The organism is Xanthomonas nasturtii, assembly GCF_001660815.1.
GTDB lineage: Bacteria > Pseudomonadota > Gammaproteobacteria > Xanthomonadales > Xanthomonadaceae > Xanthomonas > Xanthomonas nasturtii.
In genome coordinates, this window is sequence record NZ_LYMI01000045.1 from 1 (window position 1) to 25,452 (window position 25,452).

Here is a 25,452-nt window from a genome sequence, read left to right on the forward strand (position 1 = left end):
GTCGCCGCACAGGAACTGCCCGGCATGGCCATGTTCGGCGCGCAGTGGGATGCGGCCGCCGAACGCGATATCACCCGCATCCAGGCGCTGTGGGCCACCCTGCGCGCCGAACATGGCCATGCCGGGCAGTTCCTGTGCGGCGACTTCGGCATTGTCGATGCGATGTTCGCACCGGTGGCGCTGCGCTTTGCCAGCTACGGCGTGCCGCTGTTCGAAGCCGCCGGCGATTACCTGGCGGCACTGGATGCACTGCCGGCACTGCGCGAGTGGAAACAGGGCGCCGAGCGCGAACGCCTGGAGCGCGGCTGACATGCAGATCGCGTATCGCGCCAGCCACATCATCGACGCGCATCTGGCCAAGCACGCACTGGAAGATGCCGGCATCACCGCATTCGTGTTCGGCGAGTCGCTATTGGGCGGTGCCGGCGAATTGCCGGCCTTCGGCGTGCTGCAAGTCTGCGTGGCCGACATGCATCTGAGCCAGGCCCAGGCAGTGCTGGCGGAAATCGGTTTGTGCGGACACGTCACGCGCGCGGTGTGAGATTGTTGAATTGCTGCGTGGTCATGTGGCCAGCCGGTCTAGATCAAAAGTTTAGTTGGACGGCGCCGCCGCACCAGGTAGTTGGCTGGTGCGGAGTCGGCCGAGTGCGCGATGCCGTCACCGCTGGAGGGGCACGCCGTTAACCCGTCCATGGGGGCTTGTTGGCGGCACCCATGCCGCCAACGGTCGCGCTATCGGTGAGGGCACCGCGCCAGACCGTTGGCGGGTGGTTTGTTGAAGAGCGAAGCCACAGCGTCACCAGTTTGCTGATCGCTTGTTGAAACCTGTGCACACCGACTAACTCGACTGGTCCTTGCCCGCCCACCGTCGCGGGACCTTGAGCGGCATGGATGCCGCGCCAGAGCTACATGGACGTACTTGCAGCGTGTCCTGCGATGGTGGGCGGGCAAGGGCCCTGCAGCGTAGCCACACATCACCCGCTTGCGTGAAGGTGGGCGAGTAAAAGCCTTCAGCTCGCACAGCATCCACCCTCCAACTCAACTCTGCTGACGCCACCCCGGTGGCGCTGCCTCCGGGGCAGCCAGCGCGCGCAGGCGTTTGAACAAAACGGTGGTTTCGGCCACGTTCCAGACCCGCAAGGCGACTTCGAAGGTGTCCAGCGGTTTGGTCAAAAAATCCTTTGCCCCCAGGCCCAATGCACGGTGGCGCGCGCTGCGGCTGGGGTCGGCGGTGAGCACGATCACCGGCAGAAAGTGGCCGGGGTCGGACAGCCGCGCCAGCTGCTCCAGCAGCGCATAACCGTCCAGTTCCGGCATCTTCAGATCCAGCAGGATCAGGTCCGGCGCGAATGCCGACACCAGCCCCATGACCCGCAGCGGATCGGTGGTGGCGATCACTTGCTGAAAGCCTTCGCGTTGCAGCAAGTCTTCCAGCAGCCGCACATTGGCCGGCTCGTCGTCGACGATGAGGATGCGGGAGCCGAGGATTTCATCGCGTGTCATGCCAGCAACCTGTCGATCACAGAGAAAAATTCCGCCACATCGAGCGGCTTGGTCAGGTAGGCGCGCACGCCTTGATTCCCCACCCGCGCCAGCGTGGCGGTCGTGGCATCGGCACTGATCACCACCACCGGGATGGCCGCCATTGCCGGCTGCGCCTGCAGTTCGCGCAGCAGCTCTTCGCCGTTGCCATCGCTCAGATGCAGATCCAGCAGGATCAGATCCGGCGCGCCCTGCTTCAACAGCTCACGTGCCTGCGCCAGGCTGGCGGCTTCGAGCAGTTGCCATTGCGGGCGACGTTCGGTGAGCGTGCGGATCAAGGCCTGGTTGGACGGGTTGTCTTCGATGCTCAACAGCCGGCACACGCCGCTGCCCGCGTTGCTCGGCGGCAACAGGCTGCGTGCCGGTTCGCTATGCTGATGCTCGCCTTGCGGCAATGAAATCCAGAAGCGCGCGCCATCGCGGCTGCTGTCCACGCCGATGCGCCCGCCCATTGCCTCGATCAAGCGCTTGCTCAACGCCAGCCCCAGGCCGGTGCCTTCCACTGCCGAGCGCTCGGCGCCCAGCCGTTCGAACGGCGTGAACAAACGCTCGATCTGCGCCGGCGTCAGCCCCGCGCCCTGGTCGGCAACGGTGATGCGCACCTGCTCGCCATCAACCTGTGTACTCACCTGCACCTGCCCACCGGTGCGATTGAACTTGACCGCATTCGACAACAGATTGAGCAGCACCTGGCGCAGCCGCTGCGCATCGGCGCGCACCGTCCACGGCCCGTCGATGGACGAAGGTTGCAGCGCGATGCCGTGCTTGTCCGCATCCGGTGCGATCAGGCCCAGCGCCTCGTGCACGGCGGCGCGCACCGAGATCGGCTCCGGGCTCAGATCCAGCTGATCGGCTTCGATCCGCGCGATGTCCAGCAGCTCGGTGATCAACCCGAGCAAATGCCGGCCAGCACCCAGGATGTGCTGCAGATGGCGGCGATGACCGGGCTCGGGCAGGTCCATTTCCAGCACCTGCGCATAGCCCAGGATGGCATTGAGCGGGGTCCGCAGTTCGTGGCTACTGCGCGAAAGGAATTCGGTCTTTGCGCGGTTGGCGGTCTCCGCCTCGCGCCGCGCCAACTGCGCTTCGGCTGCACGTGCGGCCAGCAGCTCGCTGGCCTGTGCCAATCGCTGACCGACCTGGCCCAACTCATCGCCGGCGCGCGGCTGCGCTGCCAGCGGCAAGCCTTCGCCCAGGCGGTCGGCGTTGGCGGCCAGCGTACGCAGGCGCCCCGACAATGCCGAGGCGAACCATGCCACCGCAAATACCGCGCCCAGGCCGCCCAGCATCGCTGCACTCAAGGTGATGATGAGGTTGCGTTGACGCAGCCCTTGCGCCTTGGCGGTACGCACCTGCAATTGCGCGGTTTCATAGTTGCGCAGCTCGCGCAGTTCCGCACGCAGGATGTCGAGCTTGTACTTGCCATCCCAGAGCTGGCGGATCTCTTCCTCGCGGCTCAGATCCGGTGCCAGCAAGCGGCGCCAACCCTGCATTTTTTCGGCAAAAAGTGGCTTGATGCGCGCAAACCGCCGGGCCTGGCCCGGGTCGGTAATGCGTTGCGACAGACGCTCGGCCACACGCTGCAGGCGCGGCTCGGCATCGCGATACGGGGTAAGGAATTCATCGCGCCGCACCAGCCGATATCCGCGCACACCGGCTGCAGTTTCGGCCAGCAGCGCATGCGCTTCGTACAGGTCGCTCAGCACTTCCAGGGTCTGCCGCACGTCGTTTTCGGCGGCGATGTTCTGCCGCTCCACGCTGTAGATCGCCATCAATGCGACGGCCAGCAACAGCAACGGCAAAGTGACGACCGCCAGGCTTTTGCGGGTAATCGGCCAATCGTTCCAACGCACTGCCAATGCATTCATAGCGCAAGTCCGGATTGAACCGCGTACACCGCGGCCTGGGTGCGATCTTTTACCTCAAGTTTCTGCAGGATTCGCTCCACATGCACTTTCACCGTGCCGGGAGAAATCCCCAGTTCAGCTGCGAGGGTCGCGTTAGTGAGTCCGCGCGGGAGCAACGACAACACCTGCTTTTCGCGTTTGCTCAGCGCGCCGAGGCGATCGTCCTGCACCGGTTTGCGCCGCCGCGTGGTGAGCGGCTTGGCCGGTTCGGCCACCATCGCCGGCAGCAGCAGCGCGAATGCCTGCAGCGCCTGCACATCGTCGTTGCCGGGTGCCGGGCGGCCCTCGTTCCAGGCTACGCAGACCATGCCGTGGGTGGTCCCCAGCGCATGGATCGGCACCCTGGCTTCGCGGATGTCGGACGGGCGCGGCGGCATCAGCCACGCCGCTTCGTGGCCGTCACCGGCGGCGCTGGCTCCGGGCGGCAGTGCGCGGCCGCGGCTGGCCAACACCTGCGTGCGCGGGCCGCGTTGCGCCAGCACCGCGCCGTGCTCCAGGCCAAGCAGCGCCAGCACCCGCCCCAGCACGGCGTCGCAGGCCTGTTCGGGGCTGTGCGCCTGGCGCAGCACCACAGCGGCCTCCCACAGCGCCTGCCAACGCGCGCTATCTGAGGCTTCGCGGCGTAAGGTCAGGCGCCAATCGCCAGCGTTGGTGGGGTTTTCCATGATTTCGCTTTAGGCCGATCAGCATATTTGAGTATATGCCATTCGGCAGAATTTTTGGGGCTGCCTGATTTCGATACTGAGCTTGCCCGATGAGGCACCCCCATCAACCACACGGAGATTCCCAATGCGTCGCACTCTCTTCTCTCTGGTTCTGGCTCTGGCTGCCACCCCGGCGCTGGCTGGCGGCGTGATGCATTACACCGACAAGGCCAAGCTGCCGGCCGGCGGCGAGGAGCGCGAAGTCGCCGCGCTGTTCGATACCTGGAACGCCGCACTGGCCACTGGCAACCCCGACAAGGTGGCCGATCTGTATGCACCGGACGGCGTGCTGCTGCCGACGGTCTCCAACGAAGTGCGCGCCTCGCGCGAGCAGATCGAAAAGTACTTCGAGATGTTCCTGACCAAGAAGCCGCAGGGCGTGATCAATTACCGCACCGTGCGTGTGCTCGATGACGACAGTGCAGTGGATGCCGGCGTCTATACCTTCACCCTGACCGATAAAGAGGGCAAGAAGAGCAACGTGCAGGCGCGCTACACCTTCGTGTACGAAAAGCGCGACGGCAAGTGGCTGATCATCAACCACCACAGCTCGGCGATGCCGGAAGTGGATACGCGCTCGGCGGTTGCCAAGACCAAGTAAGTGATGTCCAGCGACCGTGCGCCGGCCGTGCAGGCTTGAAAGCCGCCGCGGCCGGCGCCATCCAGCAGGCAATCCTCACGATTGCGGAGTTGCACCATGCTGGGAATCGGCGCCTTCAAACAACGCATGCCACGTCCAGGCGACGCACTGCCGGGCCGCGAGCAAGCGCTGCCGTTACACAACACGCACCTGGTCAACGGCCATCCGTTGCGCGGGGAGTTCACCGGCCTGGCCCAGGTGCACTTCGGGCTTGGCTGCTTCTGGGGCGCAGAACGCAAGTTCTGGAACGTGCCAGGGGTGTACACCACGGCGGTGGGTTACGCCGGCGGTCAGACGCCGAATGCGACCTACCCGGAAGTGTGTTCCGGGCAGACCGGCCACACCGAGGCGGTGCTGGTGGTGTTCGACGAGCAGGCCGTGTCGTTCACGCAGTTGCTGCGCACCTTCTGGGAAAGCCACGACCCGACCCAGGGCATGCAGCAGGGTAACGATGTGGGCACGCAATACCGCTCGGCGATTTACTGCACCACGCAGGCGCAGTACGACGCCGCGCTTGCCAGCCGCGATGCGTACCAGCAGCAACTGGATGCCGCCGGGTATGGCGCAATCACCACGGAGATCCGTTTCCCGGCGCCCACGTTCTACTACGCCGAAGACGATCACCAGCAATATCTCGCCAAGCATCCCAATGGCTATTGCGGGCTTGGCGGCACGGGAGTGAGCTGCCCGATCGGGCTGGATGCCTGACGGAAAGGCGGGCCGGATTGAAACGCTGTCATCCACATGATCGTGGCAGCGTGCCGATGGCCAACAGTGACCGGCAGCGTTATCACGATCAGGCAGCGCATGGGAGTGCATGCCAGGCAACTTGAATGGCTGCGTCGGAGACGACGTGGCCATCTTTTTTTGGATGGTGTCCACACGACAGGTTGGCGGTGGCGCCGTGCGCACGCACGGCGAACCGGCTTGGCGAAGCTGTGTCGCAATCAGTGTTGGTGAGTGCTGCGGCGAGCGATGCAGAAAGCTGACGCACTCGCCGCAGCGACTCGGTGGCGAATCACTGCTGGCGAATCACTGCGGCCAACGGTGCGCAAACCTAGTTCAGGGCATCAGCACGGCGCGTCGGTGCCGAGCACCAGCTGTGCGCGCCTGAGTCCGCTGGATCAGACGAATTCGCCAGCAAACATGCCGCGCAACTGTGCCAACGTGTCGGTGCGATCCGGATGCAGCAGCCGCATGCAAGCCAGGGCGAAACCCACCGGGCTGGTGCCGGGGGCGGTGATGACGCCATCGGCGCTGACGACTTTTTCATGACGGTAGTGCGCAGCGCCCGCATATGGCACGACATGTTCCTGCAGAAACGCCAGCGCGTTGCTGGTGTGCGCGCGCTCATCGAGCAGGCCTGCGTACGCGAAGGCGAGGGTGGCGCCGCAGATTGCCGCAACCGGGCGCTGCTGCTGCACGCGCTCGACCAGCAGGCCGCTCAGGCCGGGAATCTCACCGGCTTGCCAGCGTTCGCTGCCGGGCAAAATCCACAGATCAGCCTCAAGTGGCGCCAGATCGCACAGCGCAAATTCCGGCGTGATGCGCAGGCCGCCGAGGGACTGTACCGGCTGCCCGTCGATGCTGGCGATGGCGACCTGGTCGCCGAACCACTCGCGCGCCGCCGGCAGCACCACGCCGATTTCCCAGTCGGCTACGCCGTCGACCATCACCACTGCAATGTTTGCCATTGTCCGTTACGCCAGTTGAGCGAATCCGGATTCTAGGCAGTGCGCGCGTGGCGGGTGTAAGCGGAGTGTGGAGAGGGGTGGCGGGGCGTGCTGGTCGGCCATGTGTGGCGCATTACGCAGCGGGGCAGGGCGTGTGCGGTGCCCGAGCGCCCGAGCTTGCAGCGATCGTGGTAATGCCGATACCGGGCGTTAGGCCTGCACGAAAGATGGCAGGCGGTCGGCGATGCAGGGCGCCATGGTATCGCGTCCATCGCTGGTGCCTCGGTGGCAGGCAATGGCGCTGCCACCTCCACAAACGACAACGCCCGCAGCCATCGGGCTGCAGGCGTCGGTGTCGCAGAAGCAACCTGCCTCGATCAGCCGGCGAGCTTGTCGGCGATGGTCTTGCGCAGTGCGTGCAAGTCCTTGGCGAAGGTGTCGATGCCGCTGGCCAGTTTCTCGGTAGCCATCGCATCGGCGGCCAGGCCAGAGGCGAAGCTGTCGCTGTCGATCGGAGTGATCTGGGCGTTGTCGGCCTTGGCCGGCGAGAGCTTGCGCGGCAGTTCGCCGTACTCGGCGTCGAGTTTTTCCAGCAGATCCGGCGAGATGGTCAGGCGGTCGCAACCGGCCAATGCTTCGATCTGCGCGGTGGAGCGGAACGAGGCGCCCATCACCACCGTGGACGAGCCGCGCTGCTTGAACGCGTTGTAGACGGTGCGCACGAACACCACGCCCGGGTCTTCATCGATGCTGGCGGGGGTCTGCCCCTGGGCCACGTAGTAATCCAGGATGCGGCCCACGAACGGCGAGATCAGGAACACGCCGGCCTCGGCGCAGGCCAGCGCTTGCGAGCGGTTGAAGATCAAGGTGAGGTTGCAATCGATGCCATCCAGCTGCAGCTGACGGGCGGCTTCGATGCCTTCCCAGGTCGCTGCGATCTTGATCAGGATCTTGTCCTTGGAGACGCCGCGCTCGGCGTACATCGCAACGAACTTGCGCGCCTTGGCGATGGTGGCCTGGGTGTCGTGCGCCAGATCGGCGTCGACCTCGGTGGAGACGCGGCCGGGCACCAGTTCGGACAACTTGACGCCCACGCCGACGGTGAGGCGGTCGGCCACTTCGTTGACGGTGGTGGTGCGATCGTCGCCGCCGTGCGCGCGGCCCCAGGCCAGTTCGCGCTCGAGCAGATCGGAATAGACCGGCAGGTCCAGCGCTTTTTTGACCAGGGTGGGATTGGTGGTGCAGTCGACTGGCTGCAGGCGCTTGATGGCGTCGTAGTCGCCGGTATCGGCAACGACAACGGACAGTTCACGCAGCTGGGCGAGCTTGGAGGGGGATGCGGTCATGCGGGTTCTCTCGAATCGTGGAACGGGTCGGGGGATAGACGCAGCGCGCTACGTTAGCGCGCTCAGCGCTGGAAGTCGCTCGCGACTGCGGGTTGGTCGTACACGGCCGTCACACGCAGGCGCAGGTCGCGCCCGTCAGGCGTGCGCCAATCGATGCTCTGACCAACCGACAGGCCGAGCAGCGCGCTGCCGACCGGCGCAAGCACCGAGATGCGGCCTTGCTGTACATCGGCCTCATGCGGATACACAAGGGTGAGCGTATGCCGTTCGCCATGCAGCTGGTCTTCGCATTCGATGCGCGCGTGCATGGTGACGACATCGCCGGGAATCTGGTCGGGCGGCAGCACGCGGGCGCGGCCCAGTTCATCGCTCAGCGCAGTGGCGGCGGGATGCTTGTTGAAGGTCGGCGAATCGAGCAATGCCTCAAGCCGGGCAAGGTCGTGGCTGGATACCAGAATGGATGGCGGCAAGCCGCTGTGGTGTTGCGAAGTCATGGCAGTCTCCTGACGAATATGGCTTGCCAACGCGGCAAGCGACACTGAGGAGATGAGGGCGCCGGCGCTCGATCGCAATGCGTGGCCGTGCCGAGATCGCAGGCCACTGCCGAGTGCGCCACGGCAGGCGTGATGGATTCCAAGTGCGGGGGTAAGCGCTGGGGATGGCACAGCCGCAGAAACAGGCCACAACAGGTACTTTTAGAGCAGCGAACAAACCATTGCGCTCAGCGGCATTGCGTTCAGCGGCGGCCTTGCTATGGCGTCGGATCTCAGCAGGTGTACTGCACGCAGCCAGACAAAAGCGGCGCTCGCGCGCCGCTCAAGGCCAAACCTACAAACGCGACTCAAAGCGACCGCAGCCGCGACATGCTCTTCCGATTCCCGATTCCCGATTCCCGATTCCCGGCCTCAGGCCTCAGGCCGCAACCGCCTTCGGTCCTGTCGCAGGCTGATCCAGCGTAAACAAGCTGTCCGGCAATTCCTTGAACAATTGCGACAGTTGCTCCAGGAACGCCGTCATCGCCGAGCTACGACGCCAGGCCATCGCGATACGGCGGCTGGGCTGCTTGTCTTCGCGGAAGCGAATCAAGCGGATGTTCTCCGAACGCGCAACCGGCGGCTTGACCGCAAGCAGTGGCAACAAGGTGACGCCGACATTGGCGGCCACCATCTGGCGCAGCGTTTCCAGGCTGGTCGCCTGAAATTCGGATTTTTCCAGTGCACCGGCCAGATGACAGACATCCAGTGCCTGCTCGCGCAGGCAGTGGCCGTCTTCCAGCAGCAGCAAACGCTGCTCGGACAGATCGTCCAGCGTCATGCTGTCGTGGCGCGAGAGCGGGTGGCCTTCCGGTACCGCCAGCACGAAGGGCTCTTCAAACAGAAATTCGGCATGCAGTTGGTCGTCCTGCAATGGCAGCGCCAGCAGTGCGGCATCCAGGCGGCCTTCGCGCAGCTGGTGCACCAGCTGGTCGCTCTTCTCTTCGATCAACAGCAGTTCCAGACGCGGGAAGCGTTCGCGGATGCGTGGCACCACATGCGGCAACAGATATGGTGCCAGGGTAGGGAAGATGCCTAAACGCACGGTGCCGGCTTCCGGGTCCTGGCTGCGGCGTGCAGCTTCCTTCATCTGTTCCACTTCGGCCACGATGCTGCGCGCACGCACGGCAGCTTCGCGGCCGGCCGGGGTCAGCATGACCTTGCGCGGCGCCCGTTCCACCAGCGACACGCCGAGCTCGTCTTCGAGTTTCTTGATCTGTGTGGATAGCGTTGGCTGACTGACAAAACACGCCGTCGCAGCACGGCCGAAGTGCTTGTGGTCGGCCAGGGCTACCAGATATTTCAGGTCACGCAGATTCATATGCAGCAGCCTTCATTGCGGTGACGGGGAACTTGCTGGAGCGTGGTGCGAGCTTAGCGCCCGGGCTGGCCGGGCGCTTGCAAAGCGCTGGCTTATGCGGCCTGTGCCACGGCCTCGGCACTGGCCGGTGCGCTGGAGCGGATCAGGTGATCGAAGGCGCTCAGGGCTGCCTTGGAACCTTCGCCCATCGCGATCACGATCTGCTTGTACGGCACGGTGGTGGCGTCGCCTGCGGCGAACACGCCCGCTACATCGGTCTGGCCACGGTCGTCGACGATGATCTCGCCGCGCGGCGACAACGCCACCGTGCCGCGCAGGAACTCGGTGTTGGGCAGCAGGCCGATCTGCACGAACACACCTTCCAGGTCGACGTGCTGGATGTCGCCGCCGGTGCGGTCCTTGTAGACCAGGCCGGTGACCTTCTGCCCGTCGCCGAGCACTTCGGTGGTCTGCGCGCTGGTGATGATGCGCACGTTGTGCAGGCTGCGCAGCTTGCGCTGCAGCACTTCGTCGGCGCGCAGCTTGTCGTCGAATTCCACCAGCGTGACATGCGCCACGATGCCGGCCAGGTCGATCGCCGCTTCCACGCCTGAATTGCCGCCGCCGATCACCGCCACGCGCTTGCCCTTGAACAGCGGGCCGTCGCAATGCGGGCAATAGGCCACGCCCTTGTTCTTGTACTGGTCTTCGCCGGGCACGTTCATCTGCCTCCAGCGCGCACCGGTGGACAGGATCACGGTCTTGCTCTTGAGCGAGGCGCCATTGGCCAGCTTGATTTCGATCAGGCCATCGGCACCGGCCGGGATCAGCTGCTCGGCACGCTGCAGGTTCATGATGTCCACGTCGTACTGGCGCACGTGCTGTTCGAGCGCCGCAGCCATCTTCGGGCCTTCGGTTTCCGGCACGGAGATGAAGTTTTCGATCGACATGGTGTCCAGCACCTGCCCACCGAAACGTTCGGCGGCCACACCGGTGCGGATGCCCTTGCGTGCGGCATAGACCGCCGCTGCCGAACCGGCCGGGCCACCGCCTACCACCAGCACGTCGAAGGCGTCTTTGGCGGCGATTTTTGCGGCATCGCGCTTGGCGGCGTTGGTGTCGAGCTTGGCGACAATCTGCTCCAGCGTCATGCGGCCCTGGTCGAACAGCTCACCATTCAAGTACACGGTGGGCACCGACATGATCTGGCGGGTTTCCACTTCGTCCTGGAACCAGGCGCCGTCGATGGCGACATGCTTGATGCGCGGGTTGAGCACGGCAGCCAGGTTCAGCGCCTGCACCACGTCCGGGCAGTTCTGGCACGACAGCGAGAAGTAGGTTTCGAACTGGTAGTCGCCATCCAGGTGCTGCACCTGCTCGATCAGCTCGGCAGTGGCCTTGGACGGGTGGCCGCCGACCTGCAGCAGTGCCAGCACCAGCGAGGTGAACTCGTGGCCCATCGGCAGGCCGGCAAAGCGCAGCGAGATGTCCTGGCCGGGCGAGGTCAGCGCGAACGAGGGCTTGCGCTGGTTGTCGTCGCGGTGGATGTCCAGGCTGATCTTGTCCGAGAGCAGCACCAGATCTTCGAGCAGGTCGAGCATTTCGCGCGAGCCGGTGCTGTCGTCGATCGAAGCATGGATCTGGATCGGGCGCGTCACCCGTTCCAGGTAGGCGGTCAGCTGGGTCTTGAGATTGGCATCCAACATGGAAAACTCCTGGGAATGGGCAAGGGGAGGGCGTGGCGTGGCTGCCTTGGGGCAGGTCGCCGGGGAGGAAGGGAGTGAACCGCAGCCGGCGCGAGGTCGGGGTGCGTGCTGGCGATGGCTGGCGGGCAGCCCGGCACCGGCTCCGGTTCACCCCCGGCCCGTGCGGGCCGGAGATGCTCCGACCTGGCGACAGGTCGGAGATGACAGCCAGCTTAGATCTTGCCGACCAGGTCCAGCGACGGAGCCAGGGTCTTGGCGCCTTCCTTCCACTTGGCCGGGCAGACCTGGCCAGGGTTGTTGGCCACGAACTGCGCGGCAGTGAGCTTGCGCAGCGTCTCGGTGACGTCGCGGGCGATCGAGTTGTCGTGGATTTCCAGGGTCTTGATCACGCCTTCCGGATTGATGATGAAGGTGCCGCGCAGGGCCAGGCCTTCTTCTTCAATGTGCACGCCGAAGGCGCGGGTCAGCTTGTGGGTCGGGTCGCCGATCAGCGGGAATTGCGCCTTGCCCACGGCCGGCGAGGTTTCGTGCCACACCTTGTGCGAGAAGTGCGTGTCGGTGGTGACGATGTACACCTCGGCGCCAGCCTTCTGGAACGCGGCATAGTTGTCGGCGGCGTCTTCCACTTCGGTCGGGCAATTGAAGGTGAAGGCGGCCGGCATGAAGATCAGTACCGACCACTTGCCCTTCAGGCTGGCCTCGGTGACTTCGATGAAGTTGCCGTTGTGGTACGCATTCGCCTTGAACGGCTGGACCTGGGTGTTGATGAGAGACATTGAGTTTCCTCGTGCAATGAAAGGGGGGCGGGGGATGGAACAGTCGCCATGGTAGGCAGGATCGATAGATTCCTCAAATCGATTGATGGAATTGTATAGATAGGCTTAGGCTATCAATTTTGTAGACGATGTCTAGCGCAACCGCGGCAACGTCATCGCCGATAATGGTCAGCCGATGTTGCGCAGGAGTGAACAGCCCGTATGTCCGACGATCTCGCCGCCATTCCCGCCGATCAGTTGCTGCGGCGGGCCACCGAGCGGATCGAGCGCTGCGATGCGGAGCCACTGCTGCTGCATGCATTGGGGCGCGATCGCGCCTGGTTGTTCATGCACGGGCGCGATCCGCTGCCTCTATCGGTGGCGCAGGCGTTCGAGTCTCTGGTTCAGCGGCGCGAGGCGGGCGAGCCGGTGGCCTATCTGACCGGCTCGCGCGGCTTCTGGACGCTGGATCTGGCGGTTTCGCCGGCCACGCTGATCCCGCGTGCCGACACCGAGCTGCTGGTCGAGCTTGCTCTGGAACGCTTCGACAGCGTGCCGGGCCGTCGCGCCGCCGATCTGGGCACCGGCAGCGGCGCGATTGCGCTGGCCATCGCCAGCGAACGCCGGCAGGCGCAGGTGATCGCCACCGATGCCAGCGCCGCGGCGCTGGCGATGGCCCAACGCAATGCCCACAGCCATGGGTTAGGCAATGTCGACTGTCGGCTGGGTAGCTGGTTCGCGCCGTTGGCCGCCGAGGCGTTCGACCTGATCGTCAGCAACCCGCCGTATATCGCTGCGCACGACCCGCATCTGCACCAGGGCGATCTGCGCTACGAACCGGCCAGCGCACTGGCATCGGGCAGCGACGGGCTGGACGATATCCGCCTGATCGTGGCCGATGCGCCTGCGCATCTGCTGCCGGGCGGCTGGCTGCTGCTGGAGCACGGCTGGGACCAGGGCGTCGCCGTGGCCGAACTGCTGGCTGCGCGCGGTTTCGCCGCAGTGGCCACGCATCAGGATCTGGAGCAGCGCGACCGGGTGACGTTGGGTTGCTGGTCGCCAGCTGCGGGCCAGCGCGGCTGACACAACGTAGCGCGTGGTTGTCCCGGTAAACGGACCCCGGGCTCCGCGCTGGAGTACGCGCGTTCGCTCTGCCGATGACACTGACTGATCGCGCGCCCTGGCGCCAAGCGCAAAAGCTTCGTTGCTTCCAATCTTCGCCCATGCCTCTGCAGCTGCGCTTTCGAACGCAAAGGGGCGCCTGGGTGCGTGCGCCGGCTGCCGATACACTAGCGGTTTCCCGCAGGACCGACGCATGCGCACGCTCTATCCCGAGATCACGCCCTACGAGCAGGGCAGCCTGAAGGTCGACGACCGCCACACGCTGTATTTCGAGCAGTGCGGCAATCCGCAGGGTAAGCCGGTGGTGATGTTGCATGGCGGCCCGGGCGGCGGCTGCAACGACAAGATGCGGCGCTTCCACGACCCGGCCAAGTACCGCATCGTGCTGTTCGATCAGCGCGGTTCCGGCCGCTCCACGCCGCATGCCGATCTTGTCGACAACACCACCTGGGATCTGGTGGCCGATATCGAGCGTCTGCGCACGCATCTGGGCATCGACCGTTGGCAGGTGTTTGGCGGCAGCTGGGGCTCCACGCTGGCGCTGGCGTATGCGCAGACCCATCCGCAACAGGTCACCGAGCTGGTGCTGCGCGGCATTTTTTTACTGCGTCGCTTCGAGCTGGAATGGTTCTATCAGCAAGGCGCCAGCCGGTTGTTCCCGGATGCGTGGGAGCATTACGTCAACGCGATTCCGCCGGTGGAACGCGCCGATCTGATGTCCGCCTTCCATCGTCGTCTGACCAGCGATGACGAAGCCACGCGTCTGGCCGCAGCCAAGGCCTGGAGCGTGTGGGAAGGCGCCACCAGCTTTTTGCATGTGGACGACGACTTCGTCACCGGGCACCAGGACGCGCATTTCGCATTGGCGTTCGCGCGCATCGAGAACCACTATTTCGTCAACGGCGGTTTCTTCGAAGTGGAAGACCAGCTGCTGCGCGACGCGCACCGCATTGCCGATATCCCCGGGGTGATCGTGCACGGCCGCTACGACGTGGTGTGCCCGCTGCAAAGCGCCTGGGACCTGCACAAGGTGTGGCCGAAGGCGCAGTTGCAGATCAGCCCGGCCTCCGGGCATTCGGCATTCGAGCCGGAAAATGTCGATGCGCTGGTGCGTGCGACCGATGGGTTTGCCTGAGCGATCGCGTCAGGCGCAGCAGGGTCATGCGCGTGCATGACCCGGAGGAACGCGCTTGCGCGCGATGAGGCATTACCGCTAAAGCCTCGTCACCCGTAAGAGCGCGCTGGCGCGCGATGGAGCGTTACCGAGAACGCCCAATCGCGCGCCAGCGCGCTCCTTGTATCTACGGTGATTGCCGGTTTCAGTGCGGCAGCAGTGCCCGGGCCAGCGGCGGCAAAATGCGCGCCAGTCGCGCTGCCCAGGTGTGTTGTCCGGCCGCATCGGCAATCAGGTCCTGGCGGATTTCCAGTTCCACATGCAGCAGGCCGCGGCCTTCGCCATACACCGGAATCGCGTAGTCGCTGGTATCGCTGACCGCGTACGGCTGGTTGTCGCCCACCACCAGATCCGGCTCGCTGCGCAGGGCCTGCAGTAACCGGTGCGCCAGCCGCGTATCGCGGTTGTACAGCACGCCTGCATGCCAGGGACGTGCATGGCCGGCCATGGTTGGGGTGAAGCTGTGCATCGACACCAGCAAGGTCGGTTGCCTGCGCTGCGCACGTACATCCAGCTCTGCCGCGATGCGCGCGTGGTACGGCGCGAAGATCGCCTCGATGCGCTGCCGCCGCGCGTCGGCAGACAGTTGCAGGTTGCCGGGAATCGCTGTGCCGTCGCTCACCTCCGGCATCAGGGTGGCGGAATCATGCGGGCGGTTGCAGTCGACCACTAGCCGCGAATAGGTCTGCGCGATGGCAATGGCGTCCAGCGCATCGGCTAACAGCCGGGTGAGCTGCGCAATGCCGATATCCCAGCCGATATGGCGGTCCAGCTCAGCCTGCGGCAGGCCCAGGTTGGCCAGCCGTGCTGGCACGCGTTGACCGGCATGGTCGGCGATCAACAGCCATGGCGAGGCCGCCTGCGCGTTGTGCACCGTGAACGGTGCCGGATCTTCGGGGCCAAGCAAGGGGGCGACGACAGCGTCAGCCACGCGGGGTGCCATCCAGTGCGTGATCGACCAGGTACAGGCCGGCCCACAGCTTGGGGTCCATCTGATAGCCCTCTGCCATCTTCTGCACCAGCCAGGCGCCGACCTGCGCGCGCGGGATCTCGTGCACGGTGATGTCTTCGCTGGCATCGCCGCCGCCTTCGCCGACCTTGCGCAGGCCGGTGGCGCGCACGAAGGCGATCTTCTCGCTGCTGGCACCGGCCGAGGTGGGGCCGATCATCAGCACTTCGGCATGCTCGGCGGTCCAGCCGGTTTCTTCTTCCAGTTCGCGGATGGCCGACAGCTCGATCGACTCGTCCGCATGCACATCGCCCACCAGCCCGGCCGGCATTTCGATGGTGCGCGCCTGCAGCGGGACGCGGAACTGTTCGACGAACAACATCGCATCGTCCGGTGTCACCGCCACGATGATCGCGGCCAGGCCGCCGGCATGCACACGCTCGGAATATTCCCAGGTGCCACGCACGACCATGCGCTGATACTTGCCTTCGTAGACCACGGTGGGCGGGGTGTCGTGTCGGTTCATGGGTAGGTGCCTTGAGACAGGGAAGCGGGAGGTGGTGGCAGCGCGGCGCCGTCGCACACGGCCAGCAGGCGCCGGCGTGTGAGTGGCCCGAAGCGCAGGCTGTCGCACAAGCCGATCAGCATGTCCGCATCTGCCTGCACGCGCGTGAAGCCGGCGTCGGTCAAGCCCAGCGGTGCATCCAGTGCGATGGTGGTGAGCTGGCGCCACAGCAGCGCATGGTCGCGTTGTTCGCGCAGCCGCACGGCCATTTGCGCGGCGCCGCGCAAGCGCAGGAACGGGATCTCGTCGATGCGTTCCAGCAGCGCATCCAGGCTGCCGAAATGCGCCAGCAGTACGGCCGCCGATTTGGCACCGATGCCGGTGATGCCGGGAATGTTGTCGATCGCATCGCCGCACAGCGCCAGGTAGTCAGCGATCTGATGCGCATGTACGCCGTGGCGGGCCTTCACGCCATCCATGCCCCAGCGCAGGTTGCGCGCGTAATCCCACTGTTCGTCGTGTTCGAGCAGCAGCTGCGACAGGTCCTTGTCGGCCGACACGATGACCCCGCGCAAGCCTTGCGCGCGCACGCTGTGCAAGGCGCTGCCTATGAGATCGTCGGCCTCGTACTCGCGGTGGGCCAGCACGCTCAGGCCCAGCGCTGCGCAGAGCGCCTTGCAATGCGCAAACTGGCGCCGCAGCGCATCCGGCGCCGGCTCGCGGTTGCCCTTGTAAGCGGGGTAGATCGCATGCCGGAAACAGCTATCCAGGGCTTCGTCGAAGGCAATGGTGATGTGCTGCGGGCGCTCGCGTTCCAGCAGGTCCAGCAGAAACCGCGCAAAGCCGTGCACCGCGTTGGTCGGCCAGCCTTGCGCGTCCTGAAACTCGTCCGGGATGGAATGCCAGGCACGGAACACGTACAGGCTGGCATCGATCAGATACAGCGGCTCCGGGCGCGGACCGCCCGGCAATGCCGCGGCAATGGCGCCCGGCAGCGTGCTCACGGAGTCCAGTCGCGCAGCAACGCACGCGGGTCCGGGCGCTCGCGTTCGGGCACCTGCATGCGCGGCGTGCCGATATGGATGAAGCCGGCGATGCGCTCGTTTTCTTCCAGGCCCAGATAGCCGGTGACGGCCGGGTCGTAGGCCATCCATGCGCTCAACCACTGCGCACCGAAGCCATGCGCCTGCGCTGCCTGCAGCAATGCAAAGCACACGCAGCCGGCGGTCAGCAGTTGCTCCTGCACGGGCACCTTGTGCTCCGGGCGTAGCGAGGCGATCACCACGATCGCCACCGGCGCGTCGCTGAAGCGTCCACGTTCCTTGGCAATGGCCGCCGGCGATGCCAGCGGGTCGGCGGCCTGGGTGCGTTCGGCGAGGAAATCTCCCAACGCCTGGCGTGCATCGCCGCTGATACGCAGAAAGCGGAACGGCACCAGCTTGCCGTGGTCGGGCACGCGCACCGCCGAGGTGAGCATGCGCAACAGGGTGTCTTCATCCGGGCCGGGCTCGCCGAGCTGTTTGGAGGGGACCGAGCGGCGCGCGTCCAGCGCCTGGAGCGAATACGGTGCGTGCATAGTTTGCGGTTCTGGGCAACGAATGCGCCAATTATAGACGGGCCCTTCCCAACGCCGGCCGCATGGTGGCCGGCCCCGCGATGCCTGCAGTTGTGGCCTCGCCCCTTCCTGCCCGCTCTTTCAGCGTTGTCCGATGACCCAGTTCGTTGCCACCGAAGCGCTGCCCGGCCGCAACCCGGACCTGCTCGATCAGGTCCGCGAAGTGGTGCTGGTGCCGCTGGCCGATGCCTTCATCGGTGTGCAGGACGCGCTGGCCGAGGCGTTGTTCCGGCTGGCGGCCGATGCCGGCGTGGGGCAGAACGCTTTCATGGAAGCGATCCAGGCCTTGCGCCAGCAGCGCGAGCCGATCACTGCGCGCTTTCGCGGGCATCTGGCCAAGGCGTGGCAGGGGCTGGAATCCGCGCGCCCGCTGTCGGCCGAGCGCACCCTGGCACGCGGTGCCGCCGGCCTGACCCTGCTACCGGAGCAGGACCTGGACGTGCGCCTGGCGGTGCGCAATCTGGCCGGCGCCCTGCAGCATCAATGGCGGCCGGAGCTGATGCGGCTCAACCGATATCTGGGTTTCATCGCCGGTGGGCTGCGCATCGACGGCGACAGCAATCCGTTCGGGCCGGAGCATCTGGGCGTGGCGCTGTACGAGGCGTTCCAGGGCGTGATCCTGGCCCCCAAGGTGTATCTGGCGGTGATCAAGGTCTGCGAGCAGCAGCTGATGGCGCGTGTGGGGCAGCGCTATGGCGAGCTGGAACAGGCGCTGGCCCAGCTCGCACGGCTGCGCGAGCTGCCACAGGCACGCCAGCGTCAACGCGGCATTCCGTGCCAGGACGACGCCGCAAGCGACCACAGCACCGAGGCGCCGGACTGGATCGCGCGCTTCTTCGCCGACTGGTCGGGCGGGCAGGGGACATTGGCGGGTGTGCAGGTCATCGGCCTGCATCTGCGCAGCGACCGCGAGGTGCTGCCGGCCGGCCTGCAAACGCAGCCTGCTCGGCCAGTTGCGGGTGTCGATGGCCAAGCTGGCGATGCTCGACGGCTATCTGTTCGTGCGCGACGGCCATCCGGCGCGGCGCCTGCTCAACCTGCTGGTCGACGCCTGCGACGGTAACGGCGGCGAAATCGCTGCCGAATAGGTCCTGCTGGCCCAGGTCGCGGCAGCTGTGGACACCGTGGTGCGCGAGTTCGATGAGCAACGTTCAGTATTTTTGGCGCTGGAACCCGAGTTTGGCGCCAGCTATGAGCAGTACCGGCGCCGGGTCGAGATTGCCGAGCGGCGTGCCAACGAATTGCAGCGCGCCGAAGAACGCCGCGAGCGTGCGCGCGGCATCGAGCGCAGGCGCTGTCCGAGCGCTTGGCGCGCGGGCCGTTGCCGCCGGTGGTGGAACACTTCCTGAGCCGCGTATGGCACCCCTGCGTCCAGCAGGCCGCGTTGCGCGGACGGCGCCGGCCCGACGTTGGATGCAGTGTTGGCGCTCGGCGATGCAGTGCTGCTGCAATGCACTCCCGCGTGCAGCGATAGCGCGCATCACCGCAGATTTTTTCCGGGTCATGGCGATTGGCACCAGCCCGGATTTCATCGACCGCCAGGGCCGCGTGCAGCCGGCAAACTGTCGTGGATCAGCCCGATCTCCGGGCGTTTGATGTTCGTCAACCGGCGCGGCGGGCGGTTGTGCATTTCCTCGCCGGACGGACTCGCGATGATGGTCTGGCTGGACCGGCTGCGCCTGCATCGCGACGACGACGCTTTTTGCAGCGCGATGCAGGGTGTGGTGGCCGGTCTGGACGCGCCCGCCAAGCTGAAGGCTTAACCCCTGCAGGCCGATAATGCCGTCTGGCAAGCTCCACCGCGGCGTTGCGAGCTAGGATGGCCGCTTGAACGCAAACCCTGGGCGGTCACGAGTAAAGTGAGTATTGCGTCACGCTTAACAAACGAGCGAACCGCCTACCATGCGAAGGCGGAATTTGGGGCCGCGTCTGTTTTTTCTCGTTCGAAAATTTTCACGCCTGCAGAGGCGGGGAGCCTTTGCGCATGACTTTTCAGCCCAGTCCGTCGGGACACCCGGGCCGTGACCAACGCTTGCTCGAACAGGCGTACGACGCGTTCGTGCCCGCGCTCGCGCAGGTATTCGCTGCTGCAGTTGCGCATTTCGACGATGTGCTGTTCGACCGTGCCGAATCCGCAGGCGCGTCGCAGTTGCTGTTTCTCGATGGCATGCGCGAATTGCGCCGCAAGCGCGAAGACGTCGCCAGCCAATTCCGCCAACAGCTGGACGACGGCTGGCAGGCGCTGTTGCTTGGAACACCGTTGTCGGCCGAGGTGGTGCTGGCCGGCGACATGGGCACCGGCCCGCTGAGTCTGGTGCCCGAGCACGTGCTCGAATCGCGGTTGGCGGTGCGCAACCTTGCCACCGTGCTGCTGCGCGACTTCAAGCAGGTGCTGGCGCGTGTCGACCGCCGCCTGGGCTGGGTTGCCGGCGGCCTTGAGTTGGTGGCCGACACCAACCCGATCGGCCCGGAACATCTGGGCGTGGCGATCCACGAAGCCTTCGCCACCTGCGACCTGGCGCCGGAAGTGCGGCTGGTGCTGATCAAGCTGTGCGAGCGCGACCTGGCCGAGCCGATCGGCAAGTTGTATGCGCGTCTGGACGAAACCCTGGCCAAGGCCGGCGTGATGCCGGAAATTTCGCAGCCCAAGCGCCCGCCGCCGCGCACGCAGCCTCGTGGCGACACACCCGAAGAGCGCGCGCAGGCCGACGCCCGCGGCGGCAGTGCCGAGATGGGCGGCGACGATCAGAACGATCAATACGCGCCAGCCTGGGCCAATCGCTTCCTGGACCGCTGGGCGCACAGCCGCGGGCGCATGCAGGCCGCCGCGCAACGCGGCCATGCCGATGGAGGTGGCGGCATGGAAGGCGAGGCCGATCATCCGGGCGGTAGCCAGGGCATGCTGCTGGATGCCCTGCATGAGTTGTTGCAGCAGACCCGTAGCGTGCGCGACAGCACGGCCTCGGCTGCGTCGGTGGCGGTGGGCCAGCAACGCCCGTTGAGCCAGCGCGAAATGATGTCGGTGCTGTCGCTGCTGCAGGCCACGCCCAGCGCAACGCTGCAAGCGGCAATCGGCGACGACGACGAGTCGCTCGCGCAACGGCTGAAGAACGAGGTGTTGTCCAGCGCCACGCGGCTGGGCGTGGACCCGGCCACCGCAAAACTCGACCCGATGGATGAAGATGCCATCGACCTGGTCGGCATGCTGTTCGATGTGATGCTGGACGAGCGCGACCTGGAAAATCGGTCGCGCGAAATGATCGGCCGTCTGGTGGTGCCGTTCGTCAAGGTGGCGTTGCTGGATCGCAAGATGTTCGTGCAGAAGACCCACCCGGCGCGGCGTCTGCTCAACTCGCTGGCCGAAGCCTGCGAAGGCAACAACGGCGACAGCGCGGCCGAGCGTGTGCTGATGGGCAAGGTCGAAGAAATCGTCGACCGCCTGGTGGCCGAGTTCAACGAAAACCTGGCGATCTTCCTGACCCTGGAAGAAGAGTTCCGCGACTTCCTGTCGCAACATCGGCGCCGTGTGGAAATTGCCGAGCGCCGCGCCACCGAAACCCAGCGTGGGCAGGAAAAGCTTGAACTGGCACGCACCCGCGCGCTGGCCGAACTGGAGCAGCGCGTGCTGGCCAGCGCGCCATTGCCCAAGGCGGTGGAAGATTTCCTGCGCCAGCCGTGGCTGCACCACCTGACCATGGCGATCCTGCGCGACGGCGACGAAGGTCCCGGCACCCTCGAGGCGCTGGTGCTGGCCGATGGCGTGCTGGAAGAACTGAGTGAGGCGCGCCGCCATATTGTTGGCAAGCCGTGGCTGCAGGTCTGGCAGCCGGCGCTGCACCGCGTGTTCGCCAGCGTGGGGTTGTACGGCGACGCGGTGGTGGTGGCGATCACTGCGCTGCACGACACCCTGCTGGCGATTGCCGAAGCGCGCCCGGAACTGGAAAAAGCCCTGCCGGAATTGCCGCAGGTCAATCTGCCCCCACCGGCCGCCGAAAGCGTCAGCGTGGTGCTGGGTGCCGAAGCGGTCGCGCAGAGCATCGACAGCGCCGACGCCGAACGTTTCCGCGCGATGGATATCGGCACCTGGCTGGATTTCGTCGACAAGGACGGCAAGGTGCAGGCCGGCAAATTGTCGTGGGTCAGCCCGATTTCGCAGCGCTTGCTGTTCGTCAATCGGCGCGGCGTGCGTTTCTGCGTCGCCTCGCCGGAAGAGCTGGCGGTGATGGTGCGCCTGGGCCGGCTGCGCGAGCACATCAACGACGGCGCCTTCGACAGCGCGATGCAGGGCGTGATCGACCGGCTGGACCCGCTGCACAACAGCACGGTGCACTGAGCGGAGGTCACTGCGCTGCAACGGCAGCGCGGTTGATCGATACAGGCACGCGCGCGCGTGCTGCATGCAGGGCAGCGCGATGCGCCTAAGCACGTCATCGGTGCACGATCAGCACGGTCATCGCGCCACCGCAGCAACTGGCTGCGGTGGCGCCTGCGCGCCGTTATCGCGCTGCCGGGCCGATGAACTCCAATGCCCGCGTCATCACCGAGGCATGATCGACCAGGCGGTTATGGCCCAGGCCTTCGGTGCTGAACAGCTGTGCGCCCGGCCACAGGGCGGCAAAGCGCGCGCCCTCGTCCCACGGCGTCTCGCGGTCGCGGCGGTCGTGGATGACCAGTGCCGGGCGATCAAACTGTGGCAGATGCGGGCTTGCGTCCAGATCGGCAAAACGCAGGCCGGTGAGCTGGAAGAGCCAGTTTTCGAACGGTGCGAATGCGGCCGGTGCGATCCTGGAGGCGCGGAACTGACGATGCGCACTGGCACCGGGTTCGACCAGCGGCGCGATCAGCACGTAGCGCTCGGGCCGCCATGCCGGATCGTTGGAAAATACCGCCGCTGCCGCGCCGATCGAGTGCCCGATGAAGGCAGCAGGACGACCGAAACGGCTGCCGATCTGGCCCAGCACCTGCACGAAATGCGGCATGTTGCTGATCTTGCCGCTGCTCAAACCGTGCGCGGCCTGATCGAACGCCAGCACTGCATAGCCGAGCGCGCGCAGCTGCGGCACCCATGCGGCAAAGCGCAGCCCGTAACTGGACCAGCCATGCGACAGCAGCACGTACGGCTGCTGGTTCAGGTCGCCCCACTGGTACACCGCGATGTCGAATCGGTCGATGCGCAGCGTGTGGCGCTGCATGTCGCTCAAGGTCGCCGCGGTGGCGGCCGCCTGCCGCCGCCCTGCGCTGGCAGGCGTCACGAAACGGCGCGCCAGATAGCTGCCGGTCCGGCCGGGGGCCAGGCGGCTGGCGCCGGCCAGCACACTGCGAAGTATGCGTAGACGCAGTTTGGCAATGGATGCGCTCATGGGCAGGATCCTTGGAGGGGGAGGGTTACATCTTGTCGATGACAAGATTCAGCAAGTGTGCGATTGGATCTTGTCAGCGTCAAGATTGTCTGCTCCACTGAAATCCCGAAAAACGAAGCCGCCATGTCGCGTACCGATGCCCCTGCTGCCTATCACCACGGCGACCTGCCGGCCGCGTTGCGGCGTGCCGGCTGGGAACTGCTCGGCGAATCCGGCGTGCGTGGGCTGACCTTGCGCGCCTGTGCGCGGCGCGCCGGCGTCTCGCACGCGGCGCCGGCGCATCATTTCGGTTCGCTGGACGGCTTGCTGGCGGAACTGGCGGCCGACGGCTACGAACGCATGCTCGCCTGCATCCTTGCCGCCCAGCAGGAACTGGCCGACCCCTTGCTGGGCTGTGGCCTGGGCTATGTGCGGTTCGCACTCGACTACCCGCAGCAGTTCCGGCTGATGCTGGGGCTGGAGGTGGGTTCACGCAGCCTGCCGCGGCTGGTGCAGGCCAGCGACGCGGCGATGGCGAGCCTGCGCGAGACGGTGCGGACACAGTGGATGGCCCGTCACTGCCATGCCCCGGCCACGGAGGTGCTGCAGCAACGCACGCTGCTGGCCTGGAGCGCGGTGCATGGCTATGCCTCGTTGGCGATCGACCGTAAGCACATGGCGCTGTTGGCCCATGCGCCGGAGGTGGTGTTCGCGCCGCTGCTGCACGCCGTGCTCGAACCCTGAGGCACGCCGTCGCTGATCGGGCGCGGCGTGCTCCGGCGTGGCCTGCCTGACCGCTCGGCCGGTGCGCGGCCGGTGGCGGTATGCCGCTCTGCTAGCATCGCCGCCACTGGGCGCAAGACCGGAGCAACGCATGGCTGTGCAGGTGCTGGTGCTGAAAGAACGGGCCGATGGCGAACGCCGCGTGGCCGCAACGCCGGAAACGGTCAAGAAGCTGGTCGCGCTTGGCGCCAGCGTGTGGATCGAGCCGGATGCCGGCCGTGCCAGCAGCATGGGCGATGCGGCCTATCTGCAGGCCGGTGCGCAGCTGGCCGGCGCACGGACGCTTGCACAGGCCGATGTTGTGGTGTGCGTGCAGGCGCCGCCGGCCGCTGTGCTGCTGCAATGCAAACCGCACACGGTGCTGATCGGCATGCTGTCGCCGGACGCAGATCCGGCGCGTGCGCAGGCGTTTGCCGCGCGCGAATTGATCGCCTTTCCACTGGAGCGTTTGCCGCGCACCACGCGTGCGCAGTCGATGGATGTGTTGAGTTCGCAGGCCGGCATGGCCGGCTACAAGGCGGTGCTGACCGCCGCGCAACTGGCGCCGCGCTTTTTCCCGATGCTGACCACCGCTGCCGGCACCATGCGCCCGTGCAAGGTGCTGGTGATCGGCGCGGGTGTGGCCGGCCTGCAGGCGATCGCCACCGCCAGGCGGCTGGGCGCGCAGGTGGAAGGCTTCGATGTGCGCCCGGAAACGCGCGAGCAGATCGCCTCGCTGGGCGCGCGCTTTCTGGATCTGGGCGTGAGCGCTGCCGGCGAAGGCGGCTACGCGCGCCAGCTTACCGACGACGAGCGCGCCGAACAGCAGCGCCGTCTGGCCGAGCATCTCAAAGGCGTGGACGTGGTCGTCTGCACAGCGGCCGTACCGGGCCGTCCGGCGCCGAAGATCGTGACTGTGGACATGGCGCGCGGCATGCGCGCCGGCAGCGTGATTGTGGATCTGGCGGCGGAAACCGGCGGCAATTGCGCCGCCACCCGCCCGGGCGAAACCTATGATCTCGATGGCGTGATCATCGCCGGCCCGCTCAATCTGGCCAGCCAGGGCGCAGTGCATGCCAGCGAGATGTTCGCGCGCAACGTCTACGCATTTGCTGCGCTGTTGATCAACGACGGTGCGCTGTCGTTCGACTGGGACGATGAGTTGCTGGCCAAGACACGTTGGTCGGCGACACCGGCAGCATAGCCGCGCCGAGTCCCAGGCACCTTGCGCACTGGCGTTCTGGGTAGGAGCGCGGCGCGCGATGGAGCTTCATCGGGAACGCTTCATCGCGCGCCAGCGCGCTCCTACAGCGGCCGCGCGCATGTGCTCGTGCGAGCGGGATGCATCAATGCGATGGCGTGTCGCACTTGCCGCGGCGGCACTGCCGTCAATCGTCGGTGGTCGGATGCTCGCGCAGCCAGGTGCTGCGTTCGGCCGGGCCCATTTTCTGCCAGCGTTGCTGCAGCTCACTGCGTTGTTGCTGGTTGAGCGTGCGCATGCGGTCGAACAAGGCCTTGGCTTCGCGGCGTTGCTCCGGACTCATGTTGCGGAAGCGGTCCATGCCGGCCTTGGCCTGCTTGCGCTGCTCGGGCGTCATGTCCAACCAGCGGCGGGCGTGCCGATACATGCGCGGGCGTTCTTCGGGCACGTCGTTCCAGCGCTCGCGCAGCGCATCGATCAGCACCTGCCGCTGCTGCTGGGTGAGCTTGTCCCACTCGGGCATCGGCGTGTCTGCCTCGCGCGGTCCGGGTCCTCGCGGGCCGGGGCCATCCGGCGGTGGCGTTCCCGGCGGTCCGGGGGAATGGGCCTGGGCCAGCAGGGACGCGCAAGGCGCGGCGCACAGCAGCAGGGTCAACAACAGGCGGGTGGTGCGGGTCAT

The 25,452-nt window shown here is 66.1% G+C and carries 25 protein-coding genes and 2 pseudogenes; 12 read left to right on the plus strand and 15 right to left on the minus strand.

The features are described 5' to 3' along the window. On the plus strand, positions 1–309 hold a 309-nt coding region (locus tag A7D16_RS15350), incomplete at its 5' end, for a glutathione S-transferase C-terminal domain-containing protein (protein WP_409350103.1). A 1-nt stretch (position 310) separates the two neighbouring features. Then, positions 311–541 (plus strand): putative signal transducing protein, encoded by a 231-nt coding sequence (locus A7D16_RS15355; RefSeq protein ID WP_064634146.1) that lies wholly within the window; start codon positions 311–313, stop codon positions 539–541. Between the two features lie 497 nt (positions 542–1,038). Here A7D16_RS15355 and A7D16_RS15360 read toward each other — a convergent pair whose 3' ends face one another. From A7D16_RS15360 to A7D16_RS15370, 3 genes are read right to left on the minus strand one after another with little or no spacing between them, the layout of a single operon-like run. Beyond that, positions 1,039–1,503 (minus strand): response regulator, encoded by a 465-nt coding sequence (locus A7D16_RS15360; RefSeq protein ID WP_064634147.1) that lies wholly within the window; start codon positions 1,501–1,503, stop codon positions 1,039–1,041. Continuing rightward, on the minus strand, positions 1,500–3,410 hold the full coding sequence (locus A7D16_RS15365; protein WP_064634148.1) for an ATP-binding protein: 1,911 nt from the start codon (positions 3,408–3,410) through the stop codon (positions 1,500–1,502). Before A7D16_RS15365 ends, A7D16_RS15360 begins: the two co-directional genes overlap by 4 nt. Further along, positions 3,407–4,114, minus strand: a complete 708-nt coding sequence (locus tag A7D16_RS15370; protein ID WP_064634149.1) for a helix-turn-helix transcriptional regulator — start codon at positions 4,112–4,114, stop codon at positions 3,407–3,409. The genes A7D16_RS15365 and A7D16_RS15370 overlap by 4 nt, the downstream gene beginning before the upstream one ends. A gap of 124 nt (positions 4,115–4,238) precedes the next feature. On the opposite strand from A7D16_RS15370, the gene A7D16_RS15375 reads away from it, so the two are divergent. Beyond that, the gene (locus tag A7D16_RS15375) at positions 4,239–4,754 is read left to right on the plus strand and encodes an SgcJ/EcaC family oxidoreductase (protein WP_064634150.1); all 516 of its coding nucleotides are present in this window, start codon (positions 4,239–4,241) and stop codon (positions 4,752–4,754) included. Positions 4,755–4,850: 96 nt separating this feature from the next. Beyond that, the gene (gene msrA / locus A7D16_RS15380; protein ID WP_064634151.1) at positions 4,851–5,501 is read left to right on the plus strand and encodes a peptide-methionine (S)-S-oxide reductase MsrA; all 651 of its coding nucleotides are present in this window, start codon (positions 4,851–4,853) and stop codon (positions 5,499–5,501) included. Positions 5,502–5,917: 416 nt separating this feature from the next. On the opposite strand, the gene A7D16_RS15385 is transcribed toward msrA, so the two are convergent. The 6 genes from A7D16_RS15385 to ahpC all read right to left on the minus strand — a co-directional run bounded on the left by A7D16_RS15385 (position 5,918) and on the right by ahpC (position 12,127). Next, the gene (locus A7D16_RS15385; RefSeq protein ID WP_064634152.1) at positions 5,918–6,487 is read right to left on the minus strand and encodes a type 1 glutamine amidotransferase family protein; all 570 of its coding nucleotides are present in this window, start codon (positions 6,485–6,487) and stop codon (positions 5,918–5,920) included. A gap of 356 nt (positions 6,488–6,843) precedes the next feature. Then, the gene (locus A7D16_RS15390) at positions 6,844–7,812 is read right to left on the minus strand and encodes a transaldolase (RefSeq protein ID WP_064634153.1); all 969 of its coding nucleotides are present in this window, start codon (positions 7,810–7,812) and stop codon (positions 6,844–6,846) included. Positions 7,813–7,874: 62 nt separating this feature from the next. Next, positions 7,875–8,306 carry a nucleoside diphosphate kinase regulator gene (gene rnk / locus A7D16_RS15395; RefSeq protein ID WP_064634154.1) on the minus strand — a complete coding sequence of 144 codons (432 nt, stop codon included), beginning with the start codon at positions 8,304–8,306 and terminating at the stop codon, positions 7,875–7,877. A 418-nt stretch (positions 8,307–8,724) separates the two neighbouring features. Beyond that, entirely contained in the window at positions 8,725–9,666 is a 942-nt protein-coding gene (locus A7D16_RS15400; protein ID WP_064634155.1) for a LysR substrate-binding domain-containing protein, read from the minus strand. Between the two features lie 92 nt (positions 9,667–9,758). Further along, positions 9,759–11,351 carry an alkyl hydroperoxide reductase subunit F gene (gene ahpF, locus A7D16_RS15405; RefSeq protein WP_064634156.1) on the minus strand — a complete coding sequence of 531 codons (1,593 nt, stop codon included), beginning with the start codon at positions 11,349–11,351 and terminating at the stop codon, positions 9,759–9,761. A gap of 212 nt (positions 11,352–11,563) precedes the next feature. Then, positions 11,564–12,127 (minus strand): alkyl hydroperoxide reductase subunit C, encoded by a 564-nt coding sequence (ahpC, locus tag A7D16_RS15410; protein WP_003488826.1) that lies wholly within the window; start codon positions 12,125–12,127, stop codon positions 11,564–11,566. A gap of 201 nt (positions 12,128–12,328) precedes the next feature. On the opposite strand from ahpC, the gene prmC reads away from it, so the two are divergent. Both prmC and pip read left to right on the plus strand, forming a co-directional pair. Beyond that, on the plus strand, positions 12,329–13,189 hold the full coding sequence (prmC, locus tag A7D16_RS15415) for a peptide chain release factor N(5)-glutamine methyltransferase (RefSeq protein WP_064634157.1): 861 nt from the start codon (positions 12,329–12,331) through the stop codon (positions 13,187–13,189). A 232-nt stretch (positions 13,190–13,421) separates the two neighbouring features. Next, positions 13,422–14,363 (plus strand): prolyl aminopeptidase, encoded by a 942-nt coding sequence (gene pip / locus A7D16_RS15420; protein ID WP_064634158.1) that lies wholly within the window; start codon positions 13,422–13,424, stop codon positions 14,361–14,363. A 184-nt stretch (positions 14,364–14,547) separates the two neighbouring features. On the opposite strand, the gene A7D16_RS15425 is transcribed toward pip, so the two are convergent. The 4 genes from A7D16_RS15425 to A7D16_RS15440 are packed head-to-tail and all read right to left on the minus strand — an operon-like array spanning position 14,548 to position 17,432. Beyond that, entirely contained in the window at positions 14,548–15,345 is a 798-nt protein-coding gene (locus A7D16_RS15425) for an N-formylglutamate amidohydrolase (protein ID WP_064634159.1), read from the minus strand. After that, complete coding sequence (locus tag A7D16_RS15430; RefSeq protein WP_006451767.1) at positions 15,326–15,877, minus strand: NUDIX hydrolase; 552 nt, start codon at positions 15,875–15,877, stop codon at positions 15,326–15,328. Before A7D16_RS15430 ends, A7D16_RS15425 begins: the two co-directional genes overlap by 20 nt. Next, on the minus strand, positions 15,874–16,860 hold the full coding sequence (locus tag A7D16_RS15435) for a 5'-3' exonuclease (RefSeq protein ID WP_064634160.1): 987 nt from the start codon (positions 16,858–16,860) through the stop codon (positions 15,874–15,876). The genes A7D16_RS15430 and A7D16_RS15435 overlap by 4 nt, the downstream gene beginning before the upstream one ends. Continuing rightward, positions 16,857–17,432 carry a nitroreductase family protein gene (locus A7D16_RS15440; RefSeq protein WP_064634161.1) on the minus strand — a complete coding sequence of 192 codons (576 nt, stop codon included), beginning with the start codon at positions 17,430–17,432 and terminating at the stop codon, positions 16,857–16,859. Before A7D16_RS15440 ends, A7D16_RS15435 begins: the two co-directional genes overlap by 4 nt. Before the next feature lie 133 nt (positions 17,433–17,565). On the opposite strand from A7D16_RS15440, the gene A7D16_RS23785 reads away from it, so the two are divergent. The 4 genes and pseudogenes from A7D16_RS23785 (at position 17,566) to A7D16_RS15460 (ending at position 21,804) form a co-directional block, all read left to right on the plus strand. Then, positions 17,566–18,534, plus strand: coding sequence for a DUF1631 family protein (locus tag A7D16_RS23785; RefSeq protein ID WP_064634162.1), 969 nt, complete (start codon positions 17,566–17,568; stop codon positions 18,532–18,534). Continuing rightward, a pseudogene (locus A7D16_RS24135) lies at positions 18,452–18,820 on the plus strand (DUF1631 family protein). Before A7D16_RS23785 ends, A7D16_RS24135 begins: the two are co-directional and overlap by 83 nt. A 136-nt stretch (positions 18,821–18,956) precedes the next feature. Continuing rightward, positions 18,957–19,234, plus strand: a pseudogene (locus A7D16_RS23795) (DUF1631 family protein); the annotation flags it as partial. Positions 19,235–19,455: 221 nt separating this feature from the next. Then, on the plus strand, positions 19,456–21,804 hold the full coding sequence (locus A7D16_RS15460; RefSeq protein ID WP_064634164.1) for a DUF1631 domain-containing protein: 2,349 nt from the start codon (positions 19,456–19,458) through the stop codon (positions 21,802–21,804). Between the two features lie 163 nt (positions 21,805–21,967). Here the strand turns inward: A7D16_RS15460 and A7D16_RS15465 are convergent, their stop codons facing one another. Beyond that, positions 21,968–22,831, minus strand: coding sequence for an alpha/beta hydrolase (locus A7D16_RS15465; protein ID WP_064634165.1), 864 nt, complete (start codon positions 22,829–22,831; stop codon positions 21,968–21,970). Between the two features lie 123 nt (positions 22,832–22,954). Between A7D16_RS15465 and A7D16_RS15470 the strand changes: the two genes are divergently transcribed. Continuing rightward, positions 22,955–23,554, plus strand: a complete 600-nt coding sequence (locus A7D16_RS15470; protein ID WP_064634270.1) for a TetR/AcrR family transcriptional regulator — start codon at positions 22,955–22,957, stop codon at positions 23,552–23,554. A 130-nt stretch (positions 23,555–23,684) separates the two neighbouring features. Further along, positions 23,685–24,776: an NAD(P) transhydrogenase subunit alpha gene (locus A7D16_RS15475; protein WP_064634166.1), complete on the plus strand. Its 1,092-nt coding sequence runs from the start codon at positions 23,685–23,687 to the stop codon at positions 24,774–24,776. A gap of 184 nt (positions 24,777–24,960) precedes the next feature. Here A7D16_RS15475 and A7D16_RS15480 read toward each other — a convergent pair whose 3' ends face one another. Then, positions 24,961–25,452 (minus strand): DUF3106 domain-containing protein, encoded by a 492-nt coding sequence (locus A7D16_RS15480; RefSeq protein WP_064634271.1) that lies wholly within the window; start codon positions 25,450–25,452, stop codon positions 24,961–24,963.